The sequence below is a fragment of the Paraglaciecola sp. genome, from assembly GCF_030730205.1.
Classification (GTDB): domain Bacteria; phylum Pseudomonadota; class Gammaproteobacteria; order Enterobacterales; family Alteromonadaceae; genus Paraglaciecola.
Window position 1 is genome coordinate 29693 of the sequence record NZ_JANQVQ010000019.1, and the last position, 12644, is coordinate 42336.

The window sequence follows — 12644 nt, forward strand, 5'->3', positions numbered from 1 at the left end:
GAAACAACCCGAATATTGAGACGAGATTAAAGAAGAGCACCATGCCAAAACGTACCGACATAAAAAGTATCTTAATTTTAGGCGCTGGCCCCATTGTTATAGGTCAGGCCTGTGAGTTTGATTACTCTGGCGCGCAAGCCTGTAAAGCCCTTAAAGAAGAAGGGTTCCGCGTCATATTGGTTAACTCTAATCCAGCCACCATCATGACCGATCCTGAGATGGCTGATGCAACTTACATTGAACCCATTCATTGGGAAGTTGTGCGCAAAATTATCGAAAAAGAACGTCCTGACGCTATTCTTCCTACGATGGGCGGACAAACCGCGCTTAACTGTGCGTTGGACTTAAATAAGCATGGTGTCTTAGAAGAGTTTGGCGTTGAGATGATTGGTGCAACAGCAGACGCCATTGACAAAGCCGAAGATCGTGAACGTTTCGATAAAGCCATGAAATCAATTGGATTAGCGTGTCCGGTAGCAGAGATTGCTCACAGCATGGAACAGGCTTTTGACGTCAGTACACGCATTGGTTTTCCTTGTATTATTCGCCCTTCCTTTACCATGGGCGGCTCAGGTGGTGGTATTGCCTACAACCGTGACGAGTTTGAAGAAATTTGTCGTCGCGGCTTAGATTTATCACCTACAAACGAATTGTTAATCGATGAGTCTCTAATCGGTTGGAAAGAGTACGAAATGGAAGTGGTACGTGATAAAGCAGACAACTGTATTATCGTATGTACTATTGAAAACTTTGATCCAATGGGGGTGCATACCGGTGACTCAATCACCGTTGCTCCGGCACAAACCTTAACGGACAAAGAATTTCAAATTATGCGTAATGCGGCCATTGCCGTATTGCGTGAAATTGGTGTTGAGACTGGCGGTTCAAACGTCCAGTTTGGCGTTGACCCAAAAACCGGTCGTTTAGTGGTTATTGAGATGAACCCGCGTGTATCGCGCTCCTCTGCACTGGCTTCAAAAGCAACGGGTTTCCCTATTGCCAAAGTAGCAGCTAAATTAGCAATTGGTTACACCTTAGATGAACTCGCCAACGATATTACCGGCGGTTTAACTCCGGCATCTTTTGAACCGGCCATTGACTACGTTGTGACTAAGATCCCGCGTTTTAACTTTGAAAAATTTGCGGGTGCTAATGACCGTTTGACGACCCAAATGAAGTCAGTGGGTGAGGTGATGGCAATTGGCCGTAACCAACAAGAATCCTTGCAAAAAGCCCTTCGTGGACTGGAAGTGGGTGTTAACGGTTTAGACCCAATCATCGACATTAAAGATCCAAACGCAAAAGCCACGATTATTCGTGAGCTTCGTGAACCGGGAGCTGAACGTATTTGGTATATTGCCGACGCGATGCGTATGGGCATGTCGGTTGATGAGATATTCACCTTAACCAACATTGACCGTTGGTACTTGATACAAATCGAAGAGTTGATCGTTCTTGAACAACAAGTTGCTGAGTTAGGCCTATCTGCTATCGATGAAGATTTGATGAAAATCTTAAAACGCAAAGGTTTTGCTGATGCACGTATCGCCGATTTAACAGGGGTTGACGAAGCAGATGTGCGTGAAGCGCGTCGCAATTTTGACATTCATCCAGTATATAAGCGTGTTGATACTTGCGCCGCTGAATTTGCCAGCAATACCGCTTACATGTATTCAACTTATGACGAAGAGTGTGAATCTAATCCCACAGACAACAAAAAAATCATGGTATTAGGCGGTGGTCCAAACCGTATCGGCCAAGGTATTGAATTTGACTATTGTTGTGTGCACGCTGCCTTAGCTCTGCGTGAAGACGGCTACGAAACTATTATGGTTAACTGTAACCCAGAAACGGTTTCAACTGATTATGATACCTCTGATCGTTTGTATTTTGAGTCTGTGACCTTAGAAGATGTGCTTGAAATTGTGCGCATCGAGAAACCAGTCGGCGTGATAGTGCAATACGGTGGGCAAACCCCACTTAAACTTGCTCGTGCACTTGAAGCGGCTGGTGTGCCGATTATTGGTACCTCACCTGATGCAATCGATAAAGCAGAAGACCGTGAACGTTTCCAAAAAATGGTTAACAAGCTTAATCTTAAGCAGCCTGCCAATGCGACGGTGAGTAATCTTGAGCAAGCGCTGGTTGCCGCTGAAAAAATCGGTTTTCCCTTAGTAGTGCGTCCTTCTTACGTGTTAGGCGGCCGCGCGATGGAAATCGTCTATGACATTAAAGATTTAACCCGATACTTGAAGCATGCGGTTAAAGTGTCTAACGACTCGCCAGTATTACTCGACCGTTTCTTAGATGATGCGATTGAAGTGGACGTTGATGCCATTTGTGACGGTAAAGATGTCGTTATTGGTGGCATCATGGAACATATTGAACAAGCGGGTGTGCACTCAGGTGACTCGGCTTGCTCATTGCCGCCCTATTCGCTTAGCCCCGCTATTCAAGACGTAATGCGTGAACAAGTTAAAGCCATGGCCCTCGAACTCGGTGTGGTAGGCTTGATGAATACGCAATTTGCAGTGAAAGATGGCAAAGTATATTTGATTGAAGTTAACCCTCGTGCTGCGCGTACTGTACCTTTTGTATCTAAGGCGACCGGTATGGCTATCGCTAAAATTGGGGCTCGTTGTATGGTTGGCCAATCACTTGCCTCACAGGGAATTACCAAAGAAATTATTCCGCCCTTCTATTCTGTGAAAGAAGTGGTATTGCCCTTCGCTAAGTTCCAAGGTGTTGATCCATTATTGGGCCCCGAAATGCGTTCAACCGGCGAAGTGATGGGAGTGGGTGATACGTTTGTTGAAGCGTATGCAAAAGCCAATTTAGGCGCGAGTCAGCCAATACCCGTGGGTGGTAAAGCGTTATTATCCGTGCGTTTGAATGACAAAAATCGCGTCATTGAATTAGGTCAAAAGATGCTAGCCAAAGGCTTCACGTTGGAGGCCACTAGTGGTACTGCTGATGTATTAAACCAAGCTGGCGTAGCCTGCAGTGTGGTGAATAAACTCAGCGAAGGTCGTCCTAACATTGTGGATGCCATCAAAAACCGTGAATATTGTTATATTATCAATACCACAGAAGGTCGCCAAGCCATCGATGACTCCGTGTATATCCGTCGGGAAGCATTGTTAAACAAAGTGCCTTATACCACCACGATGAACGCCGCCTTTGCTACGGTAAATGCCAATAAAGCAGAAGATCGTGCCCGAGTGACATCAGTGCAAGATTTGCATAAACGCATACTTTAAAAAGTGGGCCAGGAAAATTCCCGGCCCGAGTTGATTTTTATGTTTTTGTACCTATGTTGCTTTATCTAATAAAATCATGACACCAAACAAAGTGAGTTATTGAACTATGAATCAATACCCAATGACAGCCAAAGGCGCAGAGATGTTGCGTGAAGAGCTGCAACATTTAAAGTCAGTTAAACGACCACAAATCATTAAGGCGATTGCCGAAGCCCGAGAGCATGGCGATTTGAAAGAAAACGCTGAATATCATGCAGCCCGTGAACAACAAAGTTTTTGTGAAGGCCGTATTCAGGATATCGAAGGCAAACTGTCTAATATTCAGATTATTGATGTCACAAAAATGGCTAATAATGGCAAAGTTATTTTTGGCGCGACGGTGACGATCCTTAATTTAGACACTGATGAAGAAACCACCTATAAAATAGTAGGTGAAGACGAAGCCGATATTAAGAACAATCTTATTTCATATAGCTCGCCGATAGCTCGTGGTTTAATTGGTAAAGAGTTAGATGACATCGTCAATATTCAAACCCCAAAAGGGGCAATAGAATATGAAATTTCAGCGGTAGAATATATTTAAACCTTATTTAACTAAAGGTTGAAATAAAAGAGACTTCGGTCTCTTTTTTTGTGCCTGTTGGCAAGCACAAGGTAAGCTCACAAAAGGTTTTTTAATATCAACTATGCCCTTAGATGGGCGAATAACAAGTGAGGCTAGTTGAGTCATTATTGTTGAGAATGTTGCGCTATGCAGTGCTTTTGCGAGTCAGCACGATTGAGCTGAACATCACACCCACCCGTTGCGGTGGCTTGCTTTACTGGCGCCTCTGTGGTCTCAGTTTCTTCGTTTACATAGTGCCCTTGGTTGATAATAATCGGATGTTCTTGCGAAATAGCTAACTGTCCAATTTCGAGCAAGGTTAAGCTGAAAAATACAAAACAAAATATCGCTTTATTTGACATAACAATTCCTTCTAGTGTTTGTCTGGCGGTTCTCGCCAATTACCTAAAAGTTTTGCAAATCACAGGCCATTTATTTTTACTCATTATTTCAATGGGTTATGCAATTAACGGGAAAACTACCGTGAGAGAAAAACCAATAGTTAGCAAATTTCACTACTTGTTAGTAAAAGGGACAGAGCTGACAATATAGTGGGCTAAACAATAATTAGCTCATGACATAAAGAATAAAACTTGAGCTTGATCAAAGTATTTTTATATTGGGTAAGACACACTGTCTATACCCAACTTGCTGTGATAGAAATGAATGTTAACCACTACGGAACTTACCTTACTCAAAAAATATAACTCAGCCGCACCGCGTTATACCTCATATCCCACTGCATTGGGCTTTGATGAGCACTTTTCTCGGTTGGACTTTGTAAGGGCAGTGCAGACTAGCCAAAACCGTTTATTGTCGTTGTATGTGCATATTCCTTTTTGCCATAGTCTTTGTTACTACTGTGGCTGCAATAAAATTGTGACTCGCCATCAACATAAAGCAGACATTTATCTTGACTATTTAGAGAGGGAAATAATTGGGCAGTCATCCCTGTTCAAAAAATACAAAGTCAGCCAAGTGCATTTAGGTGGTGGTACGCCAAGCTTTTTAAATGAAAGGCAAATGCAGCGACTCATGACCTTACTAAATCAGCATTTTTCCATCGATGAAGGTGCTGAAATTAGTATCGAGATAGACCCGAGAAAAATACAATTGAGTTACGTTGATCTGTTAAAAAACCTCGGTTTTAACCGTATTAGCATCGGGGTACAAGATACGGACCCAAAAGTGCAGTCTGCGATTAATCGCATTCAAGACACGCCATTTATTGCAAAACTGGTTGAGCGAGCACAGCAACTCGGTTTTAGTTCTGTTAACGTTGACTTGATTTACGGCTTGCCCTGGCAAAATGAGCAGACCTTTGCCAATACGCTTGCTAACGTCTTGGCGATGCGGCCTGAAAGAATCTCACTGTTTAGTTACGCACATTTACCCTCACGTTTTGCGTCCCAGCGAAAAATCCTTGATCATTGGCTGCCCAGTACAGAATTAAAATCGAGCTTGATGTGCCAAGCAATTGAAACACTCACACAACATGGCTATGTGTTTATTGGTATGGATCATTTTGCTCTTCCACAAGACGAGTTGAGTAGGGCATATCGTGCCGGACAGTTGCATCGTAATTTCCAAGGTTATACTACTCAGGGCAACACTGATTTATTAGGCTTAGGCTTGACCAGTATCAGCTCAATTAATCATACCTACAGCCAAAATAAAAAAGACTTAATGGCGTATTATGCAAAGCTGGATGAGGAGGAAAACGCTTTAGCAAAAGGCCTAATGCTGACAGATGATGATCAAATACGGGCATTAGTCATTAAAGCCTTAATGTGTAATGGCGTTGTTATAAAATCGGCAATAGAGCAGCAAACACAGATAAACTTTGATGAGTATTTTGCGGAAGAAATGCAGCGCTTAGTACCTTTAGCACAAGATGGCTTGCTTACGCATGACGATGTCGCCATTCAAGTATTGAACAAGGGTCGATTATTAATTAGGTATATTGCCAGTATGTTTGATGCTTATTTACCTCATCAACAGCAAAAAAGTCAGTTGTCAAACGTGGTTTAAACCACCGAATGCTGCCTCACTAAATTATGGTAAACATGATGTAGGCGGTCGAGTTTGCTGCGTTCAATATCATCATTTTGGGCAATATCTTGAATGACCCTGTCGAGTTCAAATAAAGACTGACGAGTGGTGGGGTTGGGTATCAAACTTTGCATCCAAGTTATAGCTGCTAAGCGTGTGCCTTTGGTAACAGGCGTAACCTGGTGCAAGGAACTTGAAGGGTACACTACCGCATTACCGGCCCGTAGTTTTACGCGTTGTTCGCCAAAGTCAGTTGAGATTAGCAGTTCGCCACCTTCATAATCCTCCGGTGGACTTAAAAATAGGGTCATGGACATATCGCTGCGCATCACATCTTGGCTATTAGGCAGTCGCATGATGGACGCATCCACATGATAACCATAAGTTTCGTTTGCTTCGTAGCGATTAAAACAGGGGGGAAATATTTTATGGGGTAATACGGCTGAGACTAAACTTGCGTGTTCCCCCATAGTGGCTAATAAATTATTGGCTAAGGCTTGGATTTGAGGATCTCGCGGATTTGCCTGCGAATTACGTTTCACATCTGCAGCCATCCCCATTGCCGTAATCGCGCCATCTTGCCAATTTACCTTGGTCAATATTTTTCTATAGTCTGCCACTTGTTGTGGGCTAATTAATGCTTCAATAATGACCAAGGTGGTGCTCCTAAACTTAAAATTTCCAGCTAGCAGTGGCTCGAACGTTACGCGCCTCGCCTAAGTACATAAATGTGCCAGAGCGATAGGCTGCCGTCCAATATTCATTGTCTGCTACGTTACCAATATTCAGACGGAAATTCAGGGTATCCGAATAATAGTAGTTGGCGAACAAATCAATCACGCTATAGCTAGGCACCACAATGCTGTATTGTCCTGTTTCGGCATCGTAGCCAGCAGCGCTGTCTGGTTGACCGCCGTACATTTCACTTTTATAGGTAAACGAAGTACCAAAGGCAAGGGTTTCATTGGGCTGATAGCGTAGTTGTAAATACAAAGATTTGTCGGCGAAGTTACTCAGCGCTAAACCTACTGAGGACTCAACATAAGACTCAAGAATTTCAGAGTCCATTACTGCTGCGCTCATTTGTACACTAAGCTCATCGGTGATGGCACCTGATAACGAAAGCTCCACACCTTTAACGCGGTTTTTACCAGTATTTAGTGTACCAAGTGAGGCGTAATCGTCCTCACCGATACTCTCCATTACGTCACTTTTGGTGACTTGGAACCATGCCGCAGTAGCTAATAATTTATCATCAAAGAGCTCCCATTTAGTGCCCAGTTCAATATTTTTGACTTGTTCTGGATCGGAGTTTTGCACTTGGCTTGGGTCGCCACATAATCCGCCGTAACCACAACTGCCACCTACATCAGATTCACCACCGTTGATATTAGTTGCAGTGCTATAGGTCAAATATATATTGGCTTCTTCGTTAATGTTGTATACAAGACCAAGGTGACCATTGGTTAGGGTGTCGGAGTAATCATATTGGTCAGGCTCTGAACCTGCGCCCACGGTGTTGTCATAATCAAACGAGTCAGCTCGCAAACCAAAAAACACATCAAACTCTTCACTTAAGGCTAAGGTATTCATAACATACAAGGCTTGAGTTTTAACATCCATTTGGGCGTCTTTGGCGCCTCTTGAGAAGGTGCGCTGGGTCATGGTAGTAATGTTACTATCGTCAGCTGTTACGCAATACCCATCACTTACGCCACGTCGACCTGCTATCCGGCAGTTAGACTCACCTAGATAGTTGATATCGTAAACGCCGTTATCCACAGACTCTTGGCTAAATTCTGCACCAAATACCCATTTGTTTTTTAATCCGAAAAGAGTGTTGTCCCAAAAGAAATTAAATTGGCTGGCGACATAATCAATTTCTTGCCAGCCCTGATGCGTACTTAAACTTAGGGCTGCTGCGCCCGGTGCAGTGGGGTCACTTTCATCTCGTGTGGCTGCGCCTATACCGGTGGTAATATAGCCGTTTGAAGTCTTGCCCCAACGAGTAGCATTGTAAAAGCGCATGTTGTCATTAATTTCATAATTTGTACGCAGGGTGAGGGCTTTAACCTCTGTATCTAAAAAGTCTTCTTGTTGAGCATAAACAGGAATGCCTTCGACAGGTTTGCGTGTGGTTCTATCAAAATAACTACCCATATCTGGCACATCTTCGGCATTTAAATAATACGCATCAGCGACAAAATTTAGCTTACTGGTGGGCTCGATATAACCTGAAAGTAAAAGGCCTTGGCGAGTACTTTCGATGCCTTCACGGTTAGGCGCATCTTCACTTGCTTGTAATACGTTCAAGCGTAGGGCGGTTTCGTTACTGATCGCGATATTAGAGTCAACCACAATACGATAATGTTCATCAGTACCGATACTGCCGTCTAAGCGATTAAAGTTGTAATCAGGTGAAGCTTGTTTAGTGATACTGTTTACCGCACCACCTGATGAACCACGGCCAGCAAAGGTAGAACTGGGCCCTTTAGTGATTTCAACTTGCTCGGTAGCAAAACTCTCACGGGTAGTCATGCCTGGGTCACGTAAACCATCAACAAAGACATCGCTACGAGCTTCATGGCCGCGGATAACATAACGGTCACCAAAGGCATTACCGTTTTCGCCGGTACCAATAGTAACGCCTGATTGAGTGGCTAAAATTTCTTTAAGATCCGATTTGCCCGATTCAAGAATTTGTTTTTGAGTTAATACCGATATGGTTTGCGGGGTGTCAGCAAGCTCGGCTAAACGACGCACATCGCCAGATTTAAGGGCGCGATAAGGAGATTGAGCCATACCGAATACTTCGACTATCTCAATTTCTTTGGTCTGAGATTTACATTCTGCGGTTTGCAAAGTGGTGTCTTGTTCACATTCAGTATCATTTGCTTGAACTGCAGCTGATGCGAAGGTAAAGGCTATCGCGAGCGCTTTTGATCCCAATCTTTCATTTTTGTGTTTGTGCGTGTTTTTCAACGTTATCTCCCAATCAAGTGTGTGTTGTTATTAAGTTTCAAAAGCATAATTAAAACTTAAACGCATTGCAAATGATAATAGTTATTATTTAGCTTAACTATTCAAATAATAATAAAAATGTTGGGCGTTTTGTTCGATAATTAGCCTTATCCTTAACATTCGAAGGCATTTCCGTGTTTCTCGCCCCTTTTTCTATGGGCTAGCTAGGAATTTTTCTGTTTCAAAGCCACAGAGCTAAGTGAGATACGTTTAGCTCTGGATGGAATGACTAAGGCGGTTTCTTGACGTGACGTAAACAATACTAAGGATTTGAGCAACACTCTGATAAAAAGGGCAACAAGTCTTACTACTGTATTTATTCGGATTCGATGGCGTAACTTGTGCTAATTGCTACATTGCCGCTTAACATTAACATGACTGAACAATATTTTTCAGCCGATAACTGCACTGCTCTTGCCATGTGTTTGTCGGTAATATTATGACCTTTGACGACATAATGAGCATGAATTTTTGTGAAAACCTTAGGAGGAGAGTCGGCGCGTTCTGCCGTTAACTCACAATAGCAGTCTTCTATAGTAAGCCGAGATTTTTGCAAAATATCCACCACATCGATTGAAGAGCAAGAGCCTACAGCGAGCAATACACTCTCCATTGGTGAGATCGCTTCAGCATTTCCGTCCATAACTAGGGTTCTGCCGCTGTCGGTTTCACCTAAAAATGATAGCCCTTGTTGCCAACTTACTTTTGCTTTCATCACAACCTACTTTGTTTCATCGATTAGCGTAATTTTATTTTTGTCGAGCAAAATACGTTTTTGCTTGAAGAGTCCGCCTAAGGCTTTTTTGTAGGCACTTTTACTCACATTAAAGCGTTTTGTTATTTCGTCAGCTGGGCTTTTGTCGGTTAAGGTAGACAAACCACCATGGGCAATGAGGTCGTCTATGATTTGCTCTGCTAAACTGCCCCTAGCATCTTTGTCATGAAATTGAAAACACAGATCGATTTTGCCATCTTCACGAACACGTTTAATGAAGCCAGGTAATTTGTAGCCAACTTTTATGGGTTTGAATACTTCATCTTTGAAAATTAAGCCTAAATACGCGCCATTTATGACGGCCTTGTAGCCCATATCAGTACGACCACTGATCAATAAACTCACTTCTTGTTTAGGCTCAAATTCCGAGGCGACTTCAGGTAGAAAATCACGTAGACGAGTGGAGGCAGCAATGCGATTCGTTTCTTCGTCACAAAACACATAGACGACGTATGACATGCCTTCAGACATTGGATAATCTTGTTCGCTGAAGGGGACTAGCAAATCTTTTTCTAAGCCCCAATCTAAAAATGCCCCTACCTTATTTACGCTGACTACTTTTAAATAGGCACACTGATCAACCTGCGCTTTAGGACTTTTAGTGGTGGCGATAATACGATCATCACTGTCGTGATAAATAAATACATCGAGCATATCACCTTGCTTGCAGCCTTGTGGAGCACTATTTGTGGGCAGTAGGATTTGACCTAGTTCACCACCGTCAAGGTAAAAACCAAAGGGAACCTGATTAACGATTTCGAGGTGATTAAACTTTCCAATATGAACCATAAACAATGCTAAACCTAATGTAATAATGACCCAGTATGATAACCGATAATTAGATTAGGCTATATACCCAAATCGATGCAAAAAAAATTATATTGCAGCTAAAAATTGTCGACTAACACGCTATTTTTCGTGGCATAATCACTGCAATAGCCACTTGTTCTAGCTGGAAAATTGATGGGTAGCGTGTTTCTCAATGGTGATTTTATGCCGATGTCGGAAGCGAAAATATCGCCGATGGATAGAGGTTTTTTATTTGGTGATGGCATTTATGAAGTCATACCTAGCTATGCCGGAAAATTGGTAGGCTTTGAGCCGCACATGCGCCGCTTAGAAACGGGTTTACAGGCTATTGGTATGCCGATGCCAATGGGCATTAGTGCCATCAAAACCGTAGTCGAACGTTTAATTGTTGAAAACGGCGCGGGAAATTTAGGCATTTACTTACATGTTAGCCGCGGGGCTGATGTGAAGCGGTTTCATGCATACCCAACAAATGTGAGTCAGACGGTGTTTGCTTTTGCTTTTGAGATCCCTGCCGAACCGGTGGCGGATAAAAGCAAGTCAAAAGGGTTTAAAGTGGTGACGAGTGAAGACTTACGCTGGAAACGTTGTCACATAAAATCAACCTCACTGTTAGGAAATGTCATGCATTTTCAACAAAGTCAAAGCGCAGGGGTAAATGAAACGATTTTGTACGATGACAATGCCTATTTAACTGAAGCCAGTTCTTGTAATGTGTTTATTGTCAAAGACGGTGTCATTATAACGCCACCTTTAAGTGAAAAACTCCTGCCAGGTATAACCCGAGGTATGCTACTCGACATACTCAAAAACGATGGCAGCCTGTCGTTTGAAGAGCGAGCAGTGCACATGGATGAAGTGCGTAGTGCCGATGAAATTTGGTTAACTAGCTCATCGAAAGAAATCGCTCCCGTGATTGAAATAGATGGCCTGCCTGTAGGTGATGGCCAAATTGGCGATATATGGTTAAAAGCACAGGGCTTGTTTAGCCAACATAAATATAACGAGTAAATAAGCGCTACACGATGTCACGACCTACTCAAATTATTATTGATCTGCCCGCGATTAGACATAATTGTCAAATAGCAGCACGCCTAGCGCCACATGCTCAAGTGGTTGCTATGGTGAAAGCCGATGCCTATGGGCATGGTGCCACACAGGTAGCAAAGGCCCTTGAACCGCAAGTTGCTAAATTTGGTGTGTGCTGTATTGAAGAAGCGCAAACATTGCGTCAGGCTGGTGTTAATAAGCCTATAGTATTGATTGAGGGCTGTTTTAGTGCAGAAGAATATCAGCTTGCTGCGCAGATAAACTGTGAATTGCTTATTCATACCGAACAACAAATTAGTCAGTTGTTAGCCTCAAAGAGTGAGTTTAGGTTTACCATTTGGCTCAAACTTGACACGGGTATGCACCGGCTCGGTATTGATATTGAAAAAACAGCCGCGGTGGTACAAGCGCTACAGGCGAGTAACAAAATCGAAAAGCTGATTTTAACAAGCCATTTTGCAAGTGCAGATGAGTTAAACGGTTCTTTTACTTCGCAACAAATGTTCCGTTTTGAACAGGTTGTGAGTAAATTAAAAGCGCTAAATGCAGGTGCTTTTGATATCAGTTTAGCCAATTCAGCTGCGGTATTGGCTTGGCCTCAAAGTCATCAAGATTGGATTCGCCCAGGTATCATGCTGTACGGAATAAGCCCTTTTAGCGACCATCAACAGCAAGCCGATGAGCTGGTGCCAGTGATGCACTTTTGTTCAAAGGTTATTGCCCTTAGAGAGGTTAAACAGGGTGAATATGTAGGTTATGGTAATACCTGGCAAGCGAAACGTTCCTCTGTTATTGCAACGATTGCTGCTGGTTACGGCGATGGTTATCCGCGTACTGCGCCATCTGGTACGCCTGTGTTGATTAAGGGGCACAGAGCTGAGCTAGCAGGGCGAGTATCAATGGACATGCTAAGTGTTGATGTGACCGATTTAACAGCGGTTGAAATAGGAGATCATGTTGAACTTTGGGGCGCTGCTCTAGATGTCAATGAAGTCGCCCGTTTTGCCGGTACCAATGGTTATGAGTTGGTCACTAGAATGCCCCCCAGAGCCAAGCGTTTTTATCTATAACT

10 protein-coding genes are annotated in these 12644 nt (G+C 43.1%); 5 read left to right on the top strand and 5 right to left on the bottom strand.

Annotated elements, in window-relative coordinates:
* The first annotated feature begins 41 nt into the window (after nucleotides 1–41).
* Nucleotides 42–3260, top strand: a complete 3219-nt coding sequence (gene carB / locus NWQ57_RS01510; protein ID WP_306020184.1) for a carbamoyl-phosphate synthase large subunit — start codon at nucleotides 42–44, stop codon at nucleotides 3258–3260.
* 106 nt (nucleotides 3261–3366) lie between these two features.
* Nucleotides 3367–3843: a transcription elongation factor GreA gene (greA, locus tag NWQ57_RS01515; RefSeq protein ID WP_306020185.1), complete on the top strand. Its 477-nt coding sequence runs from the start codon at nucleotides 3367–3369 to the stop codon at nucleotides 3841–3843.
* A gap of 146 nt (nucleotides 3844–3989) precedes the next feature.
* Here greA and NWQ57_RS01520 read toward each other — a convergent pair whose 3' ends face one another.
* A complete protein-coding gene (locus NWQ57_RS01520; RefSeq protein ID WP_306020186.1) occupies nucleotides 3990–4226 on the bottom strand; it encodes a hypothetical protein in 237 nt (78 codons plus the stop codon).
* Between the two features lie 304 nt (nucleotides 4227–4530).
* Here NWQ57_RS01520 and hemN point away from each other — a divergent pair, with 304 nt between their 5' ends.
* Nucleotides 4531–5895, top strand: coding sequence for an oxygen-independent coproporphyrinogen III oxidase (gene hemN / locus NWQ57_RS01525; RefSeq protein WP_306020187.1), 1365 nt, complete (start codon nucleotides 4531–4533; stop codon nucleotides 5893–5895).
* Here hemN and NWQ57_RS01530 read toward each other — a convergent pair.
* From NWQ57_RS01530 to NWQ57_RS01545, 4 genes are all read right to left on the bottom strand, one after another.
* Complete coding sequence (locus NWQ57_RS01530; RefSeq protein ID WP_306020188.1) at nucleotides 5892–6572, bottom strand: Fe2+-dependent dioxygenase; 681 nt, start codon at nucleotides 6570–6572, stop codon at nucleotides 5892–5894. The two genes, hemN and NWQ57_RS01530, sit on opposite strands and share 4 nt — an antisense overlap.
* A gap of 16 nt (nucleotides 6573–6588) precedes the next feature.
* On the bottom strand, nucleotides 6589–8898 hold the full coding sequence (locus NWQ57_RS01535; protein WP_306020189.1) for a TonB-dependent siderophore receptor: 2310 nt from the start codon (nucleotides 8896–8898) through the stop codon (nucleotides 6589–6591).
* Between the two features lie 355 nt (nucleotides 8899–9253).
* Entirely contained in the window at nucleotides 9254–9652 is a 399-nt protein-coding gene (locus NWQ57_RS01540) for an OsmC family protein (RefSeq protein ID WP_306020190.1), read from the bottom strand.
* 6 nt (nucleotides 9653–9658) lie between these two features.
* Nucleotides 9659–10501: a S1 RNA-binding domain-containing protein gene (locus NWQ57_RS01545; protein ID WP_306020191.1), complete on the bottom strand. Its 843-nt coding sequence runs from the start codon at nucleotides 10499–10501 to the stop codon at nucleotides 9659–9661.
* A 174-nt stretch (nucleotides 10502–10675) separates the two neighbouring features.
* Here NWQ57_RS01545 and NWQ57_RS01550 point away from each other — a divergent pair, with 174 nt between their 5' ends.
* Nucleotides 10676–11533: a D-amino acid aminotransferase gene (locus NWQ57_RS01550; RefSeq protein ID WP_306020192.1), complete on the top strand. Its 858-nt coding sequence runs from the start codon at nucleotides 10676–10678 to the stop codon at nucleotides 11531–11533.
* 14 nt (nucleotides 11534–11547) lie between these two features.
* Nucleotides 11548–12642 (top strand): alanine racemase, encoded by a 1095-nt coding sequence (gene alr, locus NWQ57_RS01555; protein ID WP_306020193.1) that lies wholly within the window; start codon nucleotides 11548–11550, stop codon nucleotides 12640–12642.
* Nucleotides 12643–12644: the final 2 nt, after the last annotated feature.

Coding starts and splice junctions, on each gene's coding strand:
- carB (WP_306020184.1), top strand. CDS start 42: ATGCCAAAACGTACCGACATAAAAAGTATCTTAATTTTAGGCGCTGGC.
- greA (WP_306020185.1), top strand. CDS start 3,367: ATGAATCAATACCCAATGACAGCCAAAGGCGCAGAGATGTTGCGTGAA.
- NWQ57_RS01520 (WP_306020186.1), bottom strand. CDS start 4,226: ATGTCAAATAAAGCGATATTTTGTTTTGTATTTTTCAGCTTAACCTTG.
- hemN (WP_306020187.1), top strand. CDS start 4,531: ATGTTAACCACTACGGAACTTACCTTACTCAAAAAATATAACTCAGCC.
- NWQ57_RS01540 (WP_306020190.1), bottom strand. CDS start 9,652: ATGAAAGCAAAAGTAAGTTGGCAACAAGGGCTATCATTTTTAGGTGAA.
- NWQ57_RS01545 (WP_306020191.1), bottom strand. CDS start 10,501: ATGGTTCATATTGGAAAGTTTAATCACCTCGAAATCGTTAATCAGGTT.
- NWQ57_RS01550 (WP_306020192.1), top strand. CDS start 10,676: ATGGGTAGCGTGTTTCTCAATGGTGATTTTATGCCGATGTCGGAAGCG.
- alr (WP_306020193.1), top strand. CDS start 11,548: ATGTCACGACCTACTCAAATTATTATTGATCTGCCCGCGATTAGACAT.